The 20,303-nt window shown below is 41.0% G+C and carries 21 protein-coding genes; 10 read left to right on the top strand and 11 right to left on the bottom strand.

All coding sequences use genetic code 11. The annotated features are described in order from the left end of the window. Position 1 precedes the first annotated feature (1 nt). The 3 genes from V7S75_RS03295 to V7S75_RS03285 all read left to right on the top strand — a co-directional run bounded on the left by V7S75_RS03295 (position 2) and on the right by V7S75_RS03285 (position 3,973). Positions 2–514, top strand: a complete 513-nt coding sequence (locus V7S75_RS03295; protein ID WP_459511328.1) for a DUF421 domain-containing protein — start codon at positions 2–4, stop codon at positions 512–514. A 65-nt stretch (positions 515–579) separates the two neighbouring features. After that, positions 580–3,042 (top strand): bifunctional aspartate kinase/homoserine dehydrogenase I, encoded by a 2,463-nt coding sequence (gene thrA / locus V7S75_RS03290; RefSeq protein WP_459511326.1) that lies wholly within the window; start codon positions 580–582, stop codon positions 3,040–3,042. A gap of 1 nt (position 3,043) precedes the next feature. Further along, positions 3,044–3,973, top strand: coding sequence for a homoserine kinase (locus V7S75_RS03285; RefSeq protein ID WP_459511324.1), 930 nt, complete (start codon positions 3,044–3,046; stop codon positions 3,971–3,973). Here V7S75_RS03285 and V7S75_RS03280 read toward each other — a convergent pair. Together V7S75_RS03280 and rpsU are read right to left on the bottom strand one after the other, a co-directional pair. After that, positions 3,970–4,845 carry a tyrosine-type recombinase/integrase gene (locus V7S75_RS03280; protein ID WP_459511323.1) on the bottom strand — a complete coding sequence of 292 codons (876 nt, stop codon included), beginning with the start codon at positions 4,843–4,845 and terminating at the stop codon, positions 3,970–3,972. The two genes, V7S75_RS03285 and V7S75_RS03280, sit on opposite strands and share 4 nt — an antisense overlap. A gap of 39 nt (positions 4,846–4,884) precedes the next feature. Further along, entirely contained in the window at positions 4,885–5,079 is a 195-nt protein-coding gene (rpsU, locus tag V7S75_RS03275; RefSeq protein ID WP_377977143.1) for a 30S ribosomal protein S21, read from the bottom strand. 126 nt (positions 5,080–5,205) lie between these two features. On the opposite strand from rpsU, the gene metG reads away from it, so the two are divergent. Then, a complete protein-coding gene (gene metG, locus V7S75_RS03270) occupies positions 5,206–7,236 on the top strand; it encodes a methionine--tRNA ligase (RefSeq protein ID WP_459511321.1) in 2,031 nt (676 codons plus the stop codon). A gap of 219 nt (positions 7,237–7,455) precedes the next feature. Here the strand turns inward: metG and V7S75_RS03265 are convergent, their stop codons facing one another. Together V7S75_RS03265 and pth are read right to left on the bottom strand one after the other, a co-directional pair. Further along, positions 7,456–7,932 (bottom strand): hypothetical protein, encoded by a 477-nt coding sequence (locus V7S75_RS03265; RefSeq protein ID WP_459511319.1) that lies wholly within the window; start codon positions 7,930–7,932, stop codon positions 7,456–7,458. A gap of 248 nt (positions 7,933–8,180) precedes the next feature. After that, a complete protein-coding gene (gene pth / locus V7S75_RS03260; protein ID WP_459511317.1) occupies positions 8,181–8,741 on the bottom strand; it encodes an aminoacyl-tRNA hydrolase in 561 nt (186 codons plus the stop codon). Between the two features lie 80 nt (positions 8,742–8,821). Between pth and V7S75_RS03255 the strand changes: the two genes are divergently transcribed. Next, the gene (locus V7S75_RS03255; protein WP_459511316.1) at positions 8,822–9,571 is read left to right on the top strand and encodes an SDR family NAD(P)-dependent oxidoreductase; all 750 of its coding nucleotides are present in this window, start codon (positions 8,822–8,824) and stop codon (positions 9,569–9,571) included. Here the strand turns inward: V7S75_RS03255 and rlmB are convergent. Both rlmB and V7S75_RS03245 read right to left on the bottom strand, forming a co-directional pair. Continuing rightward, positions 9,568–10,362: a 23S rRNA (guanosine(2251)-2'-O)-methyltransferase RlmB gene (gene rlmB / locus V7S75_RS03250; protein ID WP_377977138.1), complete on the bottom strand. Its 795-nt coding sequence runs from the start codon at positions 10,360–10,362 to the stop codon at positions 9,568–9,570. The genes V7S75_RS03255 and rlmB overlap by 4 nt on opposite strands. 41 nt (positions 10,363–10,403) lie before the next feature. Next, positions 10,404–11,006, bottom strand: coding sequence for an alpha-ketoglutarate-dependent dioxygenase AlkB family protein (locus tag V7S75_RS03245; protein ID WP_459511314.1), 603 nt, complete (start codon positions 11,004–11,006; stop codon positions 10,404–10,406). Between the two features lie 57 nt (positions 11,007–11,063). Between V7S75_RS03245 and V7S75_RS03240 the strand changes: the two genes are divergently transcribed. Both V7S75_RS03240 and V7S75_RS03235 read left to right on the top strand, forming a co-directional pair. Then, the gene (locus tag V7S75_RS03240; RefSeq protein ID WP_377977136.1) at positions 11,064–11,834 is read left to right on the top strand and encodes a class I SAM-dependent methyltransferase; all 771 of its coding nucleotides are present in this window, start codon (positions 11,064–11,066) and stop codon (positions 11,832–11,834) included. Next, on the top strand, positions 11,834–12,472 hold the full coding sequence (locus tag V7S75_RS03235) for an O-methyltransferase (RefSeq protein WP_459511311.1): 639 nt from the start codon (positions 11,834–11,836) through the stop codon (positions 12,470–12,472). The genes V7S75_RS03240 and V7S75_RS03235 overlap by 1 nt, the downstream gene beginning before the upstream one ends. On the opposite strand, the gene V7S75_RS03230 is transcribed toward V7S75_RS03235, so the two are convergent. Then, positions 12,469–14,004 (bottom strand): LysM peptidoglycan-binding domain-containing protein, encoded by a 1,536-nt coding sequence (locus V7S75_RS03230; protein ID WP_459511309.1) that lies wholly within the window; start codon positions 14,002–14,004, stop codon positions 12,469–12,471. The two genes, V7S75_RS03235 and V7S75_RS03230, sit on opposite strands and share 4 nt — an antisense overlap. A 117-nt stretch (positions 14,005–14,121) precedes the next feature. Here V7S75_RS03230 and V7S75_RS03225 point away from each other — a divergent pair, with 117 nt between their 5' ends. Next, the gene (locus tag V7S75_RS03225; protein WP_459511307.1) at positions 14,122–14,694 is read left to right on the top strand and encodes a DUF3109 family protein; all 573 of its coding nucleotides are present in this window, start codon (positions 14,122–14,124) and stop codon (positions 14,692–14,694) included. Next, a complete protein-coding gene (locus V7S75_RS03220; protein WP_459511305.1) occupies positions 14,694–15,023 on the top strand; it encodes an MGMT family protein in 330 nt (109 codons plus the stop codon). The genes V7S75_RS03225 and V7S75_RS03220 overlap by 1 nt, the downstream gene beginning before the upstream one ends. On the opposite strand, the gene mtgA is transcribed toward V7S75_RS03220, so the two are convergent. From mtgA to V7S75_RS03205, 3 genes are all read right to left on the bottom strand, one after another. Beyond that, entirely contained in the window at positions 15,018–15,797 is a 780-nt protein-coding gene (mtgA, locus tag V7S75_RS03215) for a monofunctional biosynthetic peptidoglycan transglycosylase (RefSeq protein ID WP_459511303.1), read from the bottom strand. The genes V7S75_RS03220 and mtgA overlap by 6 nt on opposite strands. Positions 15,798–15,968: 171 nt before the next feature. Then, on the bottom strand, positions 15,969–17,099 hold the full coding sequence (hemW, locus tag V7S75_RS03210; RefSeq protein ID WP_459511301.1) for a radical SAM family heme chaperone HemW: 1,131 nt from the start codon (positions 17,097–17,099) through the stop codon (positions 15,969–15,971). 5 nt (positions 17,100–17,104) lie between these two features. Next, positions 17,105–18,334, bottom strand: a complete 1,230-nt coding sequence (locus V7S75_RS03205) for a M16 family metallopeptidase (protein ID WP_459511299.1) — start codon at positions 18,332–18,334, stop codon at positions 17,105–17,107. 72 nt (positions 18,335–18,406) lie between these two features. On the opposite strand from V7S75_RS03205, the gene V7S75_RS03200 reads away from it, so the two are divergent. After that, positions 18,407–19,405: a glycosyltransferase family 9 protein gene (locus V7S75_RS03200; RefSeq protein WP_459511297.1), complete on the top strand. Its 999-nt coding sequence runs from the start codon at positions 18,407–18,409 to the stop codon at positions 19,403–19,405. Here the strand turns inward: V7S75_RS03200 and V7S75_RS03195 are convergent. Next, the gene (locus V7S75_RS03195; RefSeq protein ID WP_459511295.1) at positions 19,385–20,302 is read right to left on the bottom strand and encodes an aspartate carbamoyltransferase catalytic subunit; all 918 of its coding nucleotides are present in this window, start codon (positions 20,300–20,302) and stop codon (positions 19,385–19,387) included. The genes V7S75_RS03200 and V7S75_RS03195 overlap by 21 nt on opposite strands. Between the last annotated feature and the right edge of the window lies 1 nt (position 20,303).

Here is a 20,303-nt window from a genome sequence, read left to right as displayed (position 1 = left end):
TATGGAAGGCTTTGCAATCATAGCCCTCAAATCAATAGCCGTCTACGTGTTCATCGTGGCGGCTATTCGTCTTTTTGGGAAGAAAGAGTTTGCGCAATTGTCGGTCGTGGATTTAGTTTTCATCTTGTTGATCTCTAATTCCGTTCAAAACGCCATGGTCGGAACAGATACATCCTTATCAGGTGGATTGTTTGCTGCCTTTGCCTTATTTGCGACCAATTTTATATTCAAAAAGCTAGAGTTAACCTTCCCTGGTTTGAGTAAAGTTGTGGAGGGAGACCCAGTTGTGTTGGTATATCAAGGAAAGATTATTGCGAATGGTTTGGCGAAAGCATCCTTGAATGCGGAGCAGTTGAATGCGGCCATCCGGGAACATGGGATATTGAAATTGGAAGAAGTGGATTTGGCGGTTTTTGAGGTGGATGGGAATATCTCTGTGATGTCAGAAAATTATCAGAAAATTTCGAAAAGAAAGCGGAAAGGACATAAGGTTCTTGGGGGAAATACGGCTTAAACTAGTATATTTGTAGAATTACTTGGCTGTTTGTAGAGTCAAGAATCATTTCATTTTCTTTTCTGATGGAAAAAATTTTAAAATTCGGTGGTACCAGTTGTGGGAGCATTGCGAGTATCGAATCAGTTTTGGCAATTATCGAAGCCAATCATCAAGTAAAATCTTCATTCGCCGTTGTTTTCTCTGCCATGGGTGGAGTTACGAACGTTTTATTAGCTGCAGGATCTACAGCTGCTAGTAAGAAGACGCTTGATCATACAATCATCGAAGAAATTGAGGCGCGTCATTTCGAAATTATCCGCCATTTTATCCCTGTAACAGCTCAATCGCAAGTTATTGCTCAGATTCGTACATTGGTGAATGAATTGCGTGATGTGCTGAAAGGAATCAATTTAATTCATGAGATTTCGCCCAAAACATCGGATTTATTAGTGAGTTTTGGAGAACGTCTCTTGACTGCATTGATTGCAGCTATCTTGGAACAACGCGGATTACCTGTTCGTTTTTTGGATGCGCGGGATGTGGTGAAAACCAACAGTCATTTTGGTAAAGCTGAGGTTCGTTTTGAAGAAACCAATGCATTAATTCACGCAAATTTTGCTGCTCATCCGGGTGAAATTGCGCTTATCACAGGTTTTATTGGTTCTAATGACGGGGGTGAAACGACAACTTTGGGCCGCGGTGGTTCCGATTATACAGCATCCATTTTTGGGGCGGCTTTATCGGTACAAGAGATTGAAATTTGGACAGATGTCGATGGTATGATGACTGCTGACCCACGTAAAGTGGCTGCCGCATTCACGATTCCTTCGATTTCATACGCCGAAGCGATGGAATTAACTCATTTTGGCGCGAAGGTTATTTATCCTCCTTCTCTTCAGCCTGCCTTTGCGAAAAATATCCCTATTCGGGTTTTAAATACATTTAATCAAGCTTTTGAAGGAACCGTTGTATCACGTGTATCTTCTCCAAGCCCGTATATTATTACTGGTATTAGCTCCATTGATGAGTTGGCGCTCGTTAATGTTCAAGGTTCAGGGATGATCGGTGTGGCGGGTGTTTCAGCAAAACTCTTTACCGTGTTGGCTAAAGAAAAGATTTCTGTAGTGTTGATTTCGCAAGCCTCATCGGAACATTCGATCTGTTTCGCGATTGATCCGCAAGTGGCTTCGAAAGTAGATAAGATTTTAGCCAAAGAATTCGCTCAGGAAATTGCTTCGGGGGATATTGAAGGCATTGATATCCAACTGGATTTATCGGTTATTGCGGTTGTAGGCGAGGGGATGCGTAAGCATACGGGTGTGAGTGGCCGTTTATTCTCTGTTTTAGGTAAAAATGGAATTAACATTGTTGCCACGGCACAAGGTAGTTCCGAGTTGAATATATCTGTTGTTATCGAGAAGAAAGACCTTTCTAAGGCCTTGAATGTCATTCATGAGACCTTCTTCTTCTCACAAATCAAAACCTTGAACCTATATTTAGTAGGTGCTGGTTTGATTGGTAAAACCTTGTTAAACCAATTGGTTGGGCAAGAGCGCTATTTAGAAAAATACAAAGGTCTACGCATTCAATTAGTGGGTATCGCAAATTCACGTAAACAACTGATTAACCCTGCAGGTATTCCAATCGATCAAGCAATTGAGTTATTGGAGTCTACGGGTGTTTCGGCTTCATTGGATCAATTTGTAAATGAAATCAAGCAATTGAACTTGCCGAATTCCATTTTTGCGGATTGCACGGCGAGTAAGGAAATACACCAACATTATTTAGGTCTGTTTGAAGCGAATGTTTCGGTGGTAACGCCGAATAAAGTTGCGAATTCTGGGCCTTATGAGCAATATGCGGCTTTGCACCAAACAGCTTTAAGCAAAGGAGTGAAGTTTATGTATGAGACGAATGTAGGGGCGGGTTTGCCCGTGATTAATACCTTGCAAGGCTTGATTGCCTCAGGCGATCGATTCGAGAAGATTGAAGGAATTCTTTCAGGAACCTTGTCATTCTTATTCAACCAGTTTGTTCCTGGTAAATCTTTCGCTGCTGTGTTGCGTGAAGCAAAAGCCAAAGGCTATACAGAACCCGATCCTCGGGAAGATTTGAGCGGTATGGATGTGGCGCGAAAGATCTTGATTTTGAGTCGGGAAATTGGATTGAAACTAGAGTTTGCAGATATAACGATTGAAAAAATCATCCCTCCGGCATGTGAGGCAGCGCCAACAGTCGATGCGTTTTTTGAAGAATTGGACAAGGCGAATGCATATTTTGAAGCTTTGGTCAATGATGCATACGCGGAGAAAAAAGTGCTTCGTTACATTGCAAAACTAGAAAATCAGAAGATTTCCATTGGTTTACGTGCCGTAGGTGCTGATCATCCGTTTTATCAAATGGATGGTGCGGATAATGTAATTGCCTTTACGACAAAGCGTTACCATGATCGTCCTTTGGTAATTAAGGGGCCAGGTGCTGGTGCTGAAGTAACCGCTTCGGGTGTTTTTGCTGATATTGTGTCAATTGGTAGCTATTTGTCTTAATATGGAAAGTATTCGCGTATATGCCCCTGCAACTGTTGCCAATGTAGCTTGTGGATTTGATATTTTTGGATTTGCGGTGAATCGTCCGGGTGATGAAGTTGTCTTGACGAAAAAATCAACTCCAGGTATTGTAATCAAAGAAATTACCGGTGATGAAGGTCGCTTGCCTAAGGAAGTTGCCAAAAATACTGCAGGGATTGCCATCTTGAAATATTTGGAATTTATTGGTCAACCCGATCAAGGTTTTGAGCTTTCCTTGCACAAAGATATGCCCTTGGGATCCGGTTTGGGATCTTCTGCGGCTTCTGCGGTAGCAGGTGTTTTTGCTGCCAATGAATTGATGGGGAAACCCTTAAGTCAAAAAGAATTATTGCCTTTCGCCATGGAGGGAGAGCGTGTGGCCTGTGGTTCAGCGCACGCGGATAACGTGGGTCCTAGTTTATTAGGGGGCTTTGTCGTGATTCGTAGTTACGATCCCTTGGATATCATTCAATTGCCTACGCCCTCAGATTTGTATGCAAGTATCGTTCATCCGCAGATTGAAGTGAATACCAAAGATGCTCGTCGTATCCTTGAACGTGAAATTACCTTAGGTAAAACGATCACGCAGATGGGGAATGTGGCGGGTTTAGTGGCGGGTTTACTAACGTCGGATTATGATTTAATTGGCCGTTCATTGGTTGATGTGATTGTCGAGCCTGCACGTTCTATTTTAATCCCTCAATTTCAAGAAGTGAAAGCGGCTGCGCTACAAGCTGGTGCTTTAGGCTGTTCTATTTCGGGTTCTGGACCTTCTTTGTTTGCCTTATCGAAAGGGGAAGAAACTGCGAAATTGGTCGCTAAAGCAATGTCTGAAGCCTTTAATGCTGTGGGAATTGGGTCGGAGGCCTATGTTTCACAAATTAACCAACAAGGCCCGATGATTCGTTAGGCTTTGGGGTGGGCTTGTTTGTAAATTTCCTTCAGCTTTTCCATCGAATTATGTGTGTAAACCTGCGTTGCAGCTAGATTTGCGTGCCCCAACAATTCTTTGATTGCGTTTAAATCAGCCCCTCGATTCAACAGGTGGGTTGCATAGCTATGTCGCAACACGTGGGGCGAAAGCTTTTCTAGGGTACTAACTTCTCCTAAATATTTCTTGACTAAGCGTTGGATGAACATCGGATAACAAGATTCTCCTTTGTCGGTGAGTAGTAAATATTGGCTCTGAAAGGGATTCAGCGCTTGATATTGCTTCACGAGATCTACGAGTATCGTTGGCATGGGAATAATACGTTCTTTATTGCGTTTCCCGATAACCCGTAAGGTTTTTGCGGATAAGTTAACTTGTTGGAGCGTCAACTGAATCAATTCCGCCAAGCGCATTCCTGTCCCATAGAGTAACATTAAAACGAGTTGGTCTCGTACCTCTTCAAATGTATTTTTTGGGATTTCTTGTTGGGCAAAGACCTGTTCCATCTCCGATTCTCGCAGGTATGTGGGCAATGTCTTACTCGTTTTAACCATGCGAATCGTTTGCATGGGATTGTCGGTCACATCCCCGCGCCGCTGTAAATACTTGTAAAAAGTGCGAAGTGTAGCCAGTTTTCGGTTAATGGAGCGGTTTTGTATGCCTTGATTGGATAATGCTACGAGCCAAGCACGAATCGTTTGGCTTTTGATTTGACTGACAAGTAGGTTTTCGGGGGCAAGGAAATCGAGAAATTGAAGGAGGTCAATTTCGTAGGAGCGAAGCGTTAAAGGACTTAATCGCCGTTCTACTTGTAGGTGCTGTAAAAAAAAATTGACTACTTCGCGATTCATAGATCGAAAGTAGTCAATTCTAGGAAAAATCGAAACAAACTAGTTGTTGATATTTCCGTATGTCTTTTGCTTGTAAGCAGCACGAATCATTTCCGTACGACGAGCGATTGATGGTTTTTCAAAAGCAGATCTTCTACGTAATTCTTTTACTACACCTGTTTTTTCAAACTTCTTTTTAAAGCGCTTAAGGGCTTTATCAATTGACTCGTTCTCTTTGATCGAAATAATTAACATGTATTTTTTCCTTTTTGAATTAAAATGTTCGCAAAGATAAATTTATTTTTTTGATTGTGCAAGTAGTCTTTTGGAATTTTATGAGTGAAAATGTCCTATTTTTGTAGTTCATTTTAAAACTATTGTATGTCGGAGTTTTCACGGACAACTGTCACGGCCGCTTTAATCTATGCGAATGGTCCAATTCACATCGGACACTTAGCAGGATGTTATTTGCCAGCTGATATTTATGTGCGCTATTTACGTTTAAAGAAGCAGGATGTTATTTTTGTTTCCGGTACGGATGAGCATGGGGTGCCTATTACGATAAAGGCACAAAAGGAGGGGAAAACGCCGCAAGATGTGGTTGATTACTATTATGCGAACATCAAATCTTCTTTTGAAGATTTTGGTATTTCCTTTGATATTTATGGCAGAACATCAGATCCTGTGCATCACAAGATGTCGCAAGATTTTTTCTTGCATTTATACAAGGAAGGGAAATTTATCGAAGAGGTAACTGAACAGTATTATGATGAGGCTGCGGATCAGTTCTTAGCTGATCGTTACATTACAGGCGAATGTCCCAAATGTCATCAGCCGGGTGCTTATGGGGATCAATGTGAGAAATGTGGGTCGTCGTTGTCACCTACAGAGTTAATCAATCCTAAGTCGTCTCTAAGTGGTGCTTCGCCGATTTTAAAAGAAACCAAAAACTGGTTCTTGCCTTTGGATCAATGGCAAGGAGCATTAGAGGATTATGTGAATTCGCATCCTGAATGGAAGCCAAACGTTAGTGGTCAAGTTAAATCCTGGTTGCAAGATGGACTTCGTCCGCGTGCCATGACCCGTGATTTAAGTTGGGGAGTGCCGATTCCTTTGCCAGATACGGAAGGGAAAGTGCTTTATGTATGGTTTGATGCACCGATCGGATATATCTCCATGACAAGCCAATTAACGGCGGATTGGGAGAAGTACTGGAAGGCGAAGGATAGTCGGATTGTACATTTTATTGGAAAGGATAATATTGTTTTCCATTGTTTGATATTTCCAGCCATGTGTATGGCGCATGGGGAATTTCAATTAGCAGACCAAGTGCCGGCGAACGAATTCATGAACCTAGAAGGGGATAAGATTTCAACGTCGCGTAATTGGGCGGTCTGGTTGCATGAATATTTACAGGATTTTCCAGGTAAGCAAGACGTATTGCGTTATGCATTGACGGCATCAAGTCCAGAAACTAAAGATGCCGACTTTACATGGGCTGATTTTCAGACCAAAAACAACTCAGAATTAGTTGCTATTTTGGGCAATTTTGTGAACCGGGCGTTTGTATTGATTGATAAGAATTTTGATGGTATCGTACCTGCAAAGGCTTCTGGAACAGGTTTAGAAGACGATGTCAAGCAAGCATTAGCTGATATTCCGGCGAAGTTAGAGGCTGCTTTAGCGAATTATAAATTCCGGGATGCTTTGGTGTTAGCGATGGAAATCGCGCGGATTGGTAATAAGTATTTGGCCGATGCGGAGCCATGGAAAATTATCAAAGAAGATAAAGAGAAGGCAGGAACTGTTTTGAATTATGCGGTTCAATTGGTGGCACATGCTTCCGTTGCTTTGGAACCTTTTATTCCATTTACGGCTGCTAAATTAAGAGCTGCCTTGGGAATTCAAGAAGCTGATTGGTCGACAATCGGTGATTTTGAATTAATACCAACGGGGCAGCAACTGGCTAATCCCGGATTATTATTTGAGAAATTAGAAGACGATGTGATTCAAGCACAGGTTGATAAATTAAAGCAAACGAAAGAAGCGATGGAATTAGCGAGTAAGCAAGTGAATCCAATCAAAGAGACCATTGATTTTGAATTATTTACCAAGATGGATTTACGCGTGGGGCACATCACCGCGGCGGAGAAAGTCGAAAAGAGTAAAAAGTTGTTGAAATTGTTAGTTAATGATGGACAAAAAGAGCGTACTATTTTAAGTGGTATTGCTGAGCATTTTGAGCCGGCGGATGTGATAGGCCGACAAGTTTGTTTCTTGGCGAATTTAGCGCCACGTAAAATTATGGGGCAGGAGAGTGAGGGGATGATCTTAATGGCGGAAGATGCTGATGGTAGTTTGGCCTTCATGCAGCCGAGTAAGGCGATCTGGAATGGTGCTTCGATTAGCTAATAGCTTATCCAAATGTTGAAATAAAAATAAGGCCAGAAGAAACTTCTGGCCTTATTTGTTTAACCTCTAAACCTATTTAACTATGAAAATTTATACAAATATAGATGTTTTGTTTAAATAATATGAGTTTAATGCAAAAAAAATAAAAAAGGCGCCGTTAGAAACAGCGCCTTTTTTGATTACCTCTAAACCTATTTAACTATGAAAACTACTTACAATCTAATTTTGAAATACAACGATCAAATCTTGATTTTGTTCTGATTCGTTCGTGAAATCTGCCTCAATTTTAGGTTCAATGGCCAATACAGACCAGATTGCATTAATTGCTTTCGCAGATTTATTGATTTCTTTTACCCAATTATTCGTTTTTTCATCCGAAACACCTGCCTGATTCACAATGGATTGAACCGTCTCGTTGAAAAGAGCTTGTTCTGCCTTGCTAGCTTTTAAATAAGCCGACTGGTTGTTTTGGTAATTCTCTAAAATCGAAATTGTTAAACTTGCTGATGTAGATGCGTAAGCTCCTACAAAATCTTTCTTTATCAATGACTGAATAACTTCAGATAGGGTTTCTTTTTTGTGTGACAATACTGTTGTCGACGCATCTACATTTGATGCCGTTCCGCTCGCATTTACCGCTGTTGCTGTTAGGCTTAGTCCTACTAAAACGCTAACCATTAAAAATTGCTTTTTCATAAATTCGTTATATTTATTAACTAAATCAACGATACAAAATTATTGCATTTTTTTAATATAGCAAAACTTGCTTTTGGACAATTTTGGAATGTAAAATTTATTATTTTTCGATTTTAGATTAAAAATCAGAATAATTTTAATGTTTTTTGAATTAATTCCAAATTAAATTTGGATAACAATTGTAAACCTTTGGGATAATTCTAATTCAAAAATTTAGGAAAAATTATAAAATTCTTTAAAAAGTACAATCATTGGTTGTATTTGTTCATTGTTTGTTGGATGCCTTGTAGGCAGAATGAATCAATGATTTCATTCGATCGATTCAAGATGAATGGAATAAGTTCAATTTCTTCTTCGGAAAAGTTACTTAATACAAAATCAGCTTGTCGGCCTTTCGAAAAATCAGAACCAATCCCCATGCGCAAACGTGCATATTCTTGTGTATTCAATGTCGCCTCGATGCTTTTAAGGCCATTATGGCCACCGCTGGAGCCTTTGGGCTTTAAACGAAGTGTTTCAAAAGGCAATGCGATATCATCCGTTAGTATTAATAGGCGTTCTTTTTCTATTTTTAATTGTTGGCACCAATAATTTACCGCCTTGCCGCTTAAATTCATGTAAGTGCTCGGTTTTAGTAAATTTATTTGGTGTCCTTTAAGCTTATAAGATGCGATGGCGCCTAATCGGTCTTGGCTAAAGCTGATTGATTTATCTTTGGCTAGGTAATCCAAAGCCATGAAGCCGATGTTATGTCGAGTGAAAAGATATTCGGGGCCGATGTTGCCTAGTCCAACAATTAAGAAGTTCATGCGTTATAATATTTAATACAAATTACGCGCAAATTTTTTAGAACACCTCGAAGGCATTACCTTCGATAAAAATTTTTACCATGAATAAAATTGCATGCATCACGGGCGCGAGCTCAGGTATCGGATTAGCAACGGCAAAAGCATTAGCTGCTGCTGGATATCATTTAATTCTTTGTGGACGCCGCTTAGCGCGTTTGGAAGCATTGAAAAATGAATTGCCTACGGATTCCTATTTACTAACTTTTGATGTACGTGATCGCAATGGGGTAGAGGCAGCATTTCAATCACTTCCTGAGACTTGGCAAAACATTGATGTTTTGATTAATAATGCGGGAAATGCGCATGGCATGAGTGCGATTCAGGATGGGGATCCTGCCGACTGGGATGCGATGATGCATAGTAATGTGGATGGTTTATTAAATGTTTCCCGTTTGGTTATCCCAGGGATGATTCAACGTGCTGCGGGCCATATTGTTAATTTATCTTCGATAGCTGGCAAGCAAACCTATCCGAATGGGAATGTGTATTGCGCTTCCAAAGCCGCTGTAGAGGCGCTTTCGCAAGGCATGCGTCAAGATTTAAATGTTCATGGCATCAAAGTTTCGAATGTGGCACCTGGAGCGGTGAATACGGATTTTTCGGCTGTGCGATTTAAGGGTGACCAACAAAAAGCTGATGCAGTTTATGCGGGATTCGAACCTTTAGTTGCCGAGGATGTTGCGGATTTGATTCGGTATATTGTCACAACTCCAGCACATGTGAACATTGCGGACGTAACCATTCTTCCGAAAGCACAGGCTTCGGCGACACAAATATTACGAAAGAATTAAATGCTTCTTTGGCGAACGGTTTCAAAAATAACCACACCCGCTGCAACTGATACATTGAGTGAGCCAACTTGGCCACTTTGTGGAATAACTGCCAAATCATCGGATTTACGAATTAATTCGTCGGAGATTCCATCTTCTTCTGATCCCATAATGATGGCAACAGGTCCGCTGTAATCAACGGCATAAACAGAACTGCGACCTTTCTCTGTACAAGCAACGACTTTTAAGCCGGAGTTTTGTAGGAAATCGACGGTTTGTAATAAGCTATCTTCCCGACAAACCGGAATGAAGTTCAAGGCGCCTGAAGAAGTTTTCATGGCATCGCCATTGATTTGAGCGGCTCCACGTGCTGGGATGACGATGGCATGGATTCCTGCACATTCAGCTGTACGGGCAATCGCACCAAAATTACGCACATCTGTGATGCGGTCTAGAATCAAAATGAAAGGAATTTCTCCCTTTTCGAACGTATCAGCAATGACATTTTCCAATTTGGCATAATGGATGGCTGAAACGAAAGCGATGGCTCCTTGGTGATTTTTACGCGTGATGCGATTCAATTTTTCTAAAGGAACTTTCTGTACTTGGATGCCCTTCTCACGTGCTAAGTCCAGGATTTCACTGTTTCCTAACTCGCGCTGAACTAATAAGCGGTCGATTTCTTTTCCCGAACGAAGTGTTTCCAATACGGATTGTACCCCAAAAACAAACTCTTTGTTTTCTGTTTTAGGACTTGTGAAATGTCTAAATGGGCGCTTAAATGGCTGTCTTGATTCGTTTTCTTCTGACACGTTGATTGCTGTAAATTTGACACGAAGGTCGGCATTTTTTTTTAAATCATTTGTCTGAATGTCAAATTAAGCCGAGGAACCTTGATTTTTTTTGATTTGGGCAATTGGTGAATCCAATGAGTTTGGGTTGTTCCCTGCATAACGAGTAAACTTCCCGGTTCTAAAAGAAGGCTGATTTTCTCCTGCGTTTGCTTGTGTTTGAATTCGAATTTGCGCGTGGCTCCTAAACTAATGGAAGCGATATGACTATTGACTTGGATGGATTTCTCATCATCAGCATGCCAGGAGGCGCCATCGTCTCCATCGTGGTAGTAATTCAGTAAACAGCCATTAAAGCTCGTTTTTAGTTTGTCCTCGATAGCAGTTTTTATACGTAAAAGGGTAGGAGTCCAGGAAAGTCCCACCTTGGTTCGACCAGAATAAGTGTATGATTTATTGTGATCTGCGTACCAGGCCACTTTTCGTCGCGTTTGAATGACCTTGCCAAAAATGACTAGCTCATCGTGTTTCCATGGGATTTCCACTGTCAGTTGCGTTAAATAGGCCTGACTTTCAGAAGGATTGAAGAAGTTTGGATAATAATAGACCTCACCATCAAATGGCAACAGGTTTTCAGAACTTGAAACGGGAAACAAGGAAAGCATATTTCAAATTACAGATTCTGCCTTAAAAATTTTACCTTTGTGTCAAATTTAATCTGCATGTACAAAACTACTGAAATTGCCTCGTCTGAAATTCCTTCGGATAATCCGGTTCACCAACGATTATTGTTTCCTTACCAACATGTTAGCTCGTTAGTTGGCGGCAATGTATTAGAAATAGGTTGTGGGACAGGTCGTGGCGTGGCTGTTTTGGCGGATAAAGTAAGTGCCTATACAGGTGTAGATAAAAACACGGAATTGATGCAGAGCTTGTCGGCGCAATATCCTGATTTCAAGTTTATAGATATGTTTTTGCCTCCATTGCAGGATTTGCCTGATAATCACTTCGATTTTGTGATTACGTTTCAGGTCATTGAGCACATTGAGAATGATGCATTTTTCTTACAAGAAGCAGCTCGGGTATTAAAACCAGGTGGGAAATTGTATTTGACAACGGTGAATCGTGATTTTTCATTATCGCGTAATCCATGGCATGTGCGTGAGTATTTAGCGAATGAATTGGGGGATTTGATGAAAAAATACTTCTCAGAGGTGATCATGCAAGGTGTCCATGGCAATCAAAAAGTGATGGATTATTACGAAGCAAATAAGAAATCAGTGAAGAAAATCACGCGTTTTGATATTTTCAATTTACAATATCGTTTGCCACGTACGTGGTTGCAGGTTCCCTATGATATCGCGAATCGTTTGAGTCGCTTATCGATTTCGAAATCGAGCAATGATTTGGTTAATTCCATTCAGGTAGATGATTATTTCTTGAGTGATAAGCCTGCAGAATCCTTGGACTTCTTTTATACAGGAATTAAGTAATGGAATTCATCGACGAAGCCATCGAGGAGTATTCAAGACAATTTTCAGATAAACCCTCTGAATTATTGCAATCCTTGGATCGAGAGACGCATGCGCGCATTTTGCAGCCTCGTATGCTATCTGGTCATTTACAGGGACGGTATTTGTCTATGTTGTCCAAACTGATGTCTCCGCAATTAATCGTTGAAATAGGTACGTATACGGGTTATTCGGCCCTTTGTTTAGCGGAGGGGTTGCGGGCCAATGGCCGATTGATTACGATTGATATCAATGAAGAGTTGGAAAGTTTCACACGTTCCTTCTTCGACCGTTCTGATTATGCGAAGCAAATCGATTATCGGATTGCAGACGCGCAGCAAGAATTAGCTAAAATTGATGGACCCATCGACTTGGTTTTTATCGATGCGGATAAACGTAATTATGCGAAGTATTTCGATTTAATTATATCCAAAATGCGACCAGGTGGATTGATTTTAGTTGACAATGTGCTTTGGAGCGGTAAAATAGTTGATCCTAAGGCAACAGATAAATCCACAAATGCTTTGCGTGAGTTTAATCAAAAGTGTTTGGATGATCCTCGGGTAGAAAAAATGCTGTTGCCCCTTCGTGACGGGCTTTACATGCTCCGGTTAATCTAAGGTTTCAATTTAATTTTTTGACCTACTCGAATACTTGGGTTTTTGCCAAGGTTGTTCCATTTGATTAGGTCTTCAATGCTGACTTGGTAGATTTTTGAAATCTTAAACAAGGTTTCGCCAGCTTCTACTTCATGAATATAGAAAACCGTTCCTGCAGGTTGTTTTGCTACTTCAGGTGCGACAATCGGCGATTCTTTAGTAGGATTAACCTGCGTTTGCTCCATGATTTTGGTTTCCTCCTTTGCATCTGATTTAATCACAATCTCGCGTGATTCCGCAGGAGCGATGTAAAAGGACTTTTCTGAATCATTCGAAGAGATCTTGCGAACTTCTTCTACTTCTACTTTGAAATCTTGTGCAGGTGCTGCTTGAGCTTTTTTAATAGGCTCTTCTTTGGCACTTTTTTCATCTAATTTTTGTGCGATGATTTCAAGCATCGGAACTCGGCGATTAACCTTGATTTTTTGACCAATGGTAATCATGCTAGACAAATTCATGTCATTTAAACGAAGTAAGTCGGCTAATTTCATCTCATAACGCGTGGCGATGTTACTTAAATTATCGCCTGAAACAACCGTATGTGTGCGGATTTCAAATTGATCGCTGAGAATCTGTTTGTTTTGTGTTTTTACCTTTTTGGCAGGAACATACAATTTTGTAGAATCGACAGAAGCAGTAAAAATAGGCTCTTCTTGCTTGACTTCTTCGGAATTGAAAACCTTTAGATTCGATGGATGATAGAGCGTATAACTCTTGTCTGTAGGAATCCAATCTTTTAAAATCCAGGCATTGTAGCGCTTTAAATCGTCGTAAGAGATTTTTAATTCATCCGACAATTCGTATAAGTTTTTGCCTTTGGTATCTACATGGGTAATCAAATTTGTGCTGTCATTTAGGACTGGAAGATTAGCCATTTGTTCGGCCCAAAACTCTTTGTAGGCTAAAAAACGCAAGACGTACCAATCGGTCGATGAATCAACCTCTATTTCCGTTTTTCCTGCCCAATTGCTTGCATAAGGCAGTTTTTTGATTGTTCCAAGGCCAACCCGATAGGAGAGTAAGGTGCTAACCCAGTTATTTAAAACTCCATTGTTACGCGTAAAATAGTTGACAGCTCCTTTGGTTGCCTCAATAATGTGTCGGCGCTCATCAATGTCTTGATCCACCTTTAAACCTACATCTTTGGCTGTTTCTAATTTAAATTGCCAATACCCAACGGCATTCGATGTAGAGATGGCATTTGGGTTCAAAGAACTTTCTTGAACGCATAAAAATTTAAATTCAGGGGGGATGTTTCCTTGCGTTAAAATGGGTTCAATGACAGGGAAATAGAGGCGCATCTTGTCGACAAGTGAAGCGACGTATTTTTTATTGGCCCCCAACATGGCAAATTCCTTTTCGAAAATAGGTTTTGCGGAAGGGTGGATGGATACACGGACATTCCCGATGGAAATGGTATCCGGAATGGCATGGTTCGCCCAAAGGTTTCCAACAGATAAAAGAAGCAGTATAAGTAGGAAGGATTTTTTCAAGCGGGCTTTTTTATTGATGCAATTGTAAAATTACCAAAATATTTCATTTAACGGAAGCCCTTGCTTTTTATTGCGCATCGTGGAATTAGCTTTACCTTTGTATAAATTTTGAATTCTATGATATTAATTGACGATACAGTTATTAGTGAAGATGTGGCAGATGAGTATTTTGTCTGTGATTTGACAAAATGCAAAGGAGCTTGTTGTGTGGAAGGGGATTTGGGAGCACCTTTGGAGCAAGATGAATTAGCCATTTTGGATCGAATTCAAGATGAAATCAAACCATTTTTGTCGGAAGATGGCTTATCGGAATTAGCGAAGCAAGGAAATTATATTTTAGAACCTGATGGGGATTATTCGACTCCGATTATCGCGGGGCGTGAATGTGTTTATGCGATTTACGATGAGAAAGGCTATTTGAAATGTGGGATTGAGCAGGCGTATTTTGCCGGTAAAACCGATTTTCGTAAGCCAATTTCTTGCCATTTATATCCGATTCGTATTCAAAAATTAGCTGAATATCAGGCGATTAATTATGAGCGTTGGACTATTTGTTCTGATGCTTGTTCGCATGGAAAGGAATTAGGCGTGCCTGTCTACAAGTTTTTGAAGGATCCTTTGATTCGTAAATTCGGAACAAAATGGTATGCGGAATTAGAGCGTGAGATTGAAGAACGCCAATTAGATTAATGTCTACCTCGACTAATTCATTTGATTTAATTTATCAGGTTGTTCGCGAGATTCCTGCGGGCCGAGTAACATCCTATGGTGCGATTGCTGCTTATTTAGGAATGAAAGGCGGAGCTCGCATGGTGGGCTGGGCGATGAATGCATCGCATACGCTTGCGGACATTCCTGCGCATCGCGTGGTTAATCGGAATGGAGTATTAACCGGAAAGAATTTCTTTGGTGGCGATCGGATGCAAGAATTGCTAGCTGCCGAAGGAATTCGCGTTCAAGATGATCAAATACTTGATTTTAAATCCCATTTCTGGGACCCTGCCATCGAATTACTATAAGTTTCTTAGGAATTTCTTGCCTCCCAAAGCGCTCATTTGACGTTTAATGAAAGATGTGCGTTTGCTGACATAACCCGAAGGGTTTTTAATTGAAAAGCGAATGGGATTAGGTAGACAGGCGGCGATTCTGGCTGCTTCAGTAGTACTTACTTCGGCCGAAGTGTGGCCGTAATATCGCCGACAAGCCTCTTCGACGCCAAAGGTCATTTTACCTGTTTCTGCGACATTTAAGTAGACCTCCATAATGCGTTCTTTTCCCCAGATGAACTCAATTAATACAGTAAAATAGGCTTCTAAGGCCTTTCTAAAATAGGAGCGACCCTGCCAAAGAAATACGTTTTTGGCAACTTGTTGGGAAATCGTACTCGCCCCTTTAATTCGTTTCCCTTTTTGGTTTTTGATTAGCGCTGTACCCATCGCTTCAAAATCAAAACCGTGGTGTTCAGGGAATAATTGATCTTCCGATGCTATGACGGCTAATGGACAATTCCGGTCGATTTCTTCGTATGAAGTCCACTGGCTATGAATTTTGCTTGGTTCTCCATCCATAAGCGCATTGATTTTGCGCGATGCCATCGTAGGAGTGAAGTAAACGGGAACAAATTTGAAAAGGACAACGGCCACGATGGTGCTGATCCAAATGTATAATAGTAGTCGGCCTATTTTTTTAAAGAAGGAAGATGACCCTTTTTTAGGGGATTTATTTAATCGGTCGAACTTGTTGCCACGAGGTGTGGAGCGGGAAGTGTTGCTAAGGTCGACGCGTTTGGCCATTGGGTAAATTCAGTCTTGTTGTGAAGGCAAAAATACAAAAAATGAGCTAAGATTGAAGTGATTGGGAGGATAGACCTTTTGATTGTTTTAATCCCGAAGATTGATGGCTTGGGAATCGACGAATTACATTCGTCTCAAGCTATGGCAATCCTGAAAGGTTTGCCATAGCGTTTATTCGCCGACAATAAATATTTCCGCCGCCAATCCATCTGCAATCAATTTCCCCTGGCCCACAAGCTTTAGTCGATCGTTTTCAATCACCGCAAAGCCTTGATTAATCCAAGAGGCAATCTCATTTTCAGGAAAGGGTGTTTCTATGGCTGCAAAGCGCTCCCGCAAATAACCCATATCCATTCCCCAATGCGTGCGCAGTTGGGTCATGATATATTCATTGATTTGATTCTCCGGGCTTAATTCTTCCACTTCCGCAGGAATAATACCTGAGGCTATCTGCTTGACATAAATCGCATTATTTGCCACATTCCACTGTCGGGTCGTTTGATTAAAACTATGTGCCGCCGGTCCAATTCCCAAATACGATTCCTGCTTCCAATAACTCGAATTATGCTGGGATTCAAATCCTGGTTTGGCAAAATTAGACGTCTCATATGCCGTAAACCCCTGTTTTTCTAAATATTGATGTGTGAATTCAAAGGCTGTGGCCATGTGTTGCTCGGGCGTTTCCTGTAAAATGCCTTTCTTCAACTGATGACCAAAAACCGTTTTCGGTTCAATGGTTAAACTATAGGCCGAAATATGTTGGACTCCTGTGGCGACTGCGGCCGCAAGATCTTGTTCCAACATGTCCAAATCGTTCGATGGAATTCCATAAATTATATCGATGCTGATGTTGTTTAAACCGATTTCTTGCGCATCCTGTATGGATTTTTGAGCTTGTGAGACATCATGATTCCGATTCATAAAAGTCAAATTGGCTGCGTGAAATGATTGAATTCCAATGCTCAGTCGGTTCACGCCTAATTCCTTTAAGGCCGACAGGTATTCGGGTGTTAAATCCTCCGGATTGGCTTCCAAGGTGATTTCTGCCCCCTTTAATACCTCAAAATGCTTGTGTATGGCTGCAAAAATGGCTGATAATTCATCAGGACTTAAGGCCGACGGAGTTCCGCCTCCAAAATAAATGGTCGATAATTCGCGTGCCCCTAAGTAGTCTTTTTGCAGTTCGATTTCCTTGATCAAAGCCTCAACTAATGCCGCTTTTCCAGACAATCGCGTAGAAAAATGAAAATCACAATAGTGACAGGCTTGATGACAAAAGGGAATATGCAGGTAAAGATGCACCGGAATTAGGGTTCAAATATCAAGTAACTTAATTGCTCCGACTGGAACATTTCCTGCGCTAAGCTTTGTAATTGCTCAGAAGAAACCAGATCAATTTGCTCAAAAATCTCCTCGATTGTTTCAATTTTCTCACGATCCAGAAGGCTTTTTGCCATCATCAACATGAAATTCAAATTGCTTTCCTCCGCCATGGCCATTTGGCCCTTTAATTGGGATTTAATCTTCAATAATTGCGCCGGACTTAAACTGCGGTCTTTTAATTTATCGAATTCCTTGTGGATCAATTTGATCGATTTATTCACCTGGTTCGATTCCGTTCCAAAATAAATCGCCCAAAAACCCGAGTCAACATATGAGGTGAAATTAGCCTCAATGGAATAAACTAAGCCCCTTTTTTCGCGAATGGAAACATTTAACAAGGAATTCATGGAAGGCCCGCCCAATAAATTGATCAACATGAAAAATGCCAAGCGATCGGGATGCTTGATTGCGTAGGATTGTCGGCCTAAAGCCACATGCGATTGATTTAATCCCCGTTTTGTCACGCGCTCTACGGGCAACATGCTTGGGGGCGTAATGCGTTTAACCTGATTCCGTTTAACCGGAATTTGACCCACATGCTTTTCAGCCCATTTAAATACTTTGTCGTGGCTGTGTTTACCGATCGACGAAATAACAATCCGACTCGTATCCAAATTGCGTGCAATAAAGGCGTCTAAGTCTTTCTTTTTGAATGAATTAACGGTTTTGTTCATGCCTAAAATATTAACACCCAAGGAATGATTTGGGAACAATAATTCATCAAAATCATCTTGTATTGCATCCTCTGGAGCCTCGTAATACATGGACATTTCCTCCAAAATCACACTGCGCTCTTTCTCGATTTCCTTCGCTGGAAATGTCGAATGAAAGGTGATGTCGGTGATTAATTCCAAAGCCCGCTCGAAATAGGGACTTAAAACCGATGCGTGAAAACAGATCTTTTCTTTTGTCGTATAGGCATTCAGTTCACCACCGATTACCTCGAGACGATTTATGATCTGTATATTGTTCTTCTTTTGGGTGCCCTTGAAGGCTAAATGTTCCCAAAAATGCGCTAATCCTTGTTCATTGTCCAACTCGTCCCGACTGCCTATGTCCAACATAATTCCCAAATGTGAAATTTCGGTATGTTGTACTTGTCGGTGAACAATCGTTATCCCATTGTCCAAAGTTGTTAACTGAATTGAATTCATAAATAATCGTAGCGCAAAAGATTTCAAAATTAACTAATTTTATGCCGAATCACGCATATTTCTTTCATGTCCATGTCAAACAAAGTACTTATTATTCAAACGGCTTTCCTTGGGGACGCCATTCTGATTAGTTCTTTGTTGGAGAAAATTCGCCTCGAATCCCCGGAAACATCCATTCATTTATTAGTCCGTAAAGGGAATGAATCCATTTTTCAAGCGTATCCTCACAAGAATCTTACCAAAGTTTGGGCTTATGATAAAAAGCATAAATGGGCTTCTTGGAAATCGCTACAAAAGGATTTAAAAGCGGAAAGCTTTGATCAGGTATTTGTGGCCCAACGATTCTTTGGTATGGGTTTATTGAGTTTGTCCATTGGCGCTAAAAAGGTCATTGGATTCGATAAAAACCCGTTGTCTTGGTTCTTTACGGAACGTGTGATGCATGAATGGGGAAATGGTAAACATGAAACAGAACGCAATACGGCATTATTAACTTCTTGGTTAGGACCAAATGTTTATAAGCCCTTTTTGTCGCTTCCAGGAGACAACATTTTGTCTGTCCAAGATTATATCTGTATTTCTCCCGGATCTGTTTGGGAAACGAAACGGACACCTGTTCGCGTTTGGATTGACTTCATTAAGCTTTTGCCCGCATCGCAGCCTGTGGTTTTAATGGGTGCGCCGAATGAAGTTCATTTGGCCGAGGAAATAGAGCAGGCCTGTTCTGAGAACTTGATTATCAATGAAGCTGGCAATCATGGCTTAGTCGATGCGATTCGAATCTATCAAAATAGTTTGATGTCTTTTGTAAATGATTCTGGACCGATGCACATTTGTTCAGCGGTAGATACGCCTACGGTTGCGATATTTTGTTCAACGATACCTGCTTTTGGCTTTGGGCCTTTGGCTTCTTGGAATCGAATTGTTGAGGTTAAAAATCTGGAATGCAGGCCTTGTGGTGACCACGGGAAAAAATCATGTCCATTAGGTCATTATGCCTGTGGAAATCAAATCACAGGGAATCAATTATTCGAAGCCTATAAGGATTTATTAGCCGCGCGAAGCAAGTAAATACAACACCGCCATCCGAACCGCCACGCCATTTTCTACTTGATCTAAAATAATCGAATGAGGGGAATCTGCCGCATCGGAACTTAATTCCACTCCACGATTGATCGGGCCTGGATGCATCAAGACGATTTCTTTGGGTAATTCTTCCAACATTTGACGTGTGATTCCAAAGAATTGAGAATACTCACGTAAGCTTGGGAAGTATTTGATTTGTTGGCGCTCCAACTGAATACGCAAGACATTCGCAGCATCACACCATTGCAATGTGCTTTTTACATCGTGGGAAACTTCGACGCCAAGTGATTGTATGTGCTTCGGAATCAAGGTGCTAGGTCCACAAAGGCGGACATTGGCTCCTTGTTTTTTCAAGGCATAAATATTCGAAAGAGCGACACGTGAATGAAGAATGTCTCCAATAATGGCGATGTTCTTTCCTGCCAAATCCCCTAATTTTTCCTGTAAGGAATAGGTATCTAACAGTGCTTGCGTTGGGTGTTCATGCGTTCCATCGCCGGCGTTGACTATATTCGCTTTGATATGTTTCGCTAAGTAATGCGGTGCACCTGGACTTGCATGGCGCATGACAATCATGTCCACCTTCATCGCTAGGATGTTATTCACTGTATCAAGTAGTGTTTCTCCTTTTTTGACTGAACTACCAGAAGCTGAAAAATTTATCGTATCCGCAGATAAACGTTTTTCAGCAAGTTCAAAAGATAAACGGGTACGAGTAGAGTTTTCGAAGAATACATTGGCAATCGTAACATCACGCAAAGAAGGAACTTTTTTAATCGGTCGGTTGAGAACTTCTTTGAATTCTTTAGCCGTTTTAACGATTAGGTGAATAGATTCTTCATCTAAATCTTTGATTCCTAATAAGTGTGGCGATTTCAACATA

This window comes from Aquirufa sp. TARAVU-A1A (assembly GCF_054558675.1).
Note: the sequence above shows the minus strand (reverse complement) of the source record. Positions and strands in the feature narration are given on the sequence as shown.

Bases quoted from the DNA above. Each gene is read 5' to 3' on its own strand.
- V7S75_RS03240 (WP_377977136.1), top strand. From the start codon at position 11,064: ATGTACAAAACTACTGAAATTGCCTCGTCTGAAATTCCTTCGGATAAT.
- V7S75_RS03225 (WP_459511307.1), top strand. From the start codon at position 14,122: ATGATATTAATTGACGATACAGTTATTAGTGAAGATGTGGCAGATGAG.
- V7S75_RS03200 (WP_459511297.1), top strand. From the start codon at position 18,407: ATGTCAAACAAAGTACTTATTATTCAAACGGCTTTCCTTGGGGACGCC.
- V7S75_RS03235 (WP_459511311.1), top strand. From the start codon at position 11,834: ATGGAATTCATCGACGAAGCCATCGAGGAGTATTCAAGACAATTTTCA.
- V7S75_RS03255 (WP_459511316.1), top strand. From the start codon at position 8,822: ATGAATAAAATTGCATGCATCACGGGCGCGAGCTCAGGTATCGGATTA.
- V7S75_RS03195 (WP_459511295.1), bottom strand. From the start codon at position 20,302: ATGTTGAAATCGCCACACTTATTAGGAATCAAAGATTTAGATGAAGAA.
- pth (WP_459511317.1), bottom strand. From the start codon at position 8,741: ATGAACTTCTTAATTGTTGGACTAGGCAACATCGGCCCCGAATATCTT.
- metG (WP_459511321.1), top strand. From the start codon at position 5,206: ATGTCGGAGTTTTCACGGACAACTGTCACGGCCGCTTTAATCTATGCG.
- V7S75_RS03280 (WP_459511323.1), bottom strand. From the start codon at position 4,845: ATGAATCGCGAAGTAGTCAATTTTTTTTTACAGCACCTACAAGTAGAA.
- V7S75_RS03295 (WP_459511328.1), top strand. From the start codon at position 2: ATGGAAGGCTTTGCAATCATAGCCCTCAAATCAATAGCCGTCTACGTG.
- V7S75_RS03205 (WP_459511299.1), bottom strand. From the start codon at position 18,334: ATGAATTCAATTCAGTTAACAACTTTGGACAATGGGATAACGATTGTT.
- rpsU (WP_377977143.1), bottom strand. From the start codon at position 5,079: ATGTTAATTATTTCGATCAAAGAGAACGAGTCAATTGATAAAGCCCTT.
- V7S75_RS03220 (WP_459511305.1), top strand. From the start codon at position 14,694: ATGTCTACCTCGACTAATTCATTTGATTTAATTTATCAGGTTGTTCGC.
- V7S75_RS03265 (WP_459511319.1), bottom strand. From the start codon at position 7,932: ATGAAAAAGCAATTTTTAATGGTTAGCGTTTTAGTAGGACTAAGCCTA.
- mtgA (WP_459511303.1), bottom strand. From the start codon at position 15,797: ATGGCCAAACGCGTCGACCTTAGCAACACTTCCCGCTCCACACCTCGT.
- V7S75_RS03245 (WP_459511314.1), bottom strand. From the start codon at position 11,006: ATGCTTTCCTTGTTTCCCGTTTCAAGTTCTGAAAACCTGTTGCCATTT.
- thrA (WP_459511326.1), top strand. From the start codon at position 580: ATGGAAAAAATTTTAAAATTCGGTGGTACCAGTTGTGGGAGCATTGCG.
- V7S75_RS03285 (WP_459511324.1), top strand. From the start codon at position 3,044: ATGGAAAGTATTCGCGTATATGCCCCTGCAACTGTTGCCAATGTAGCT.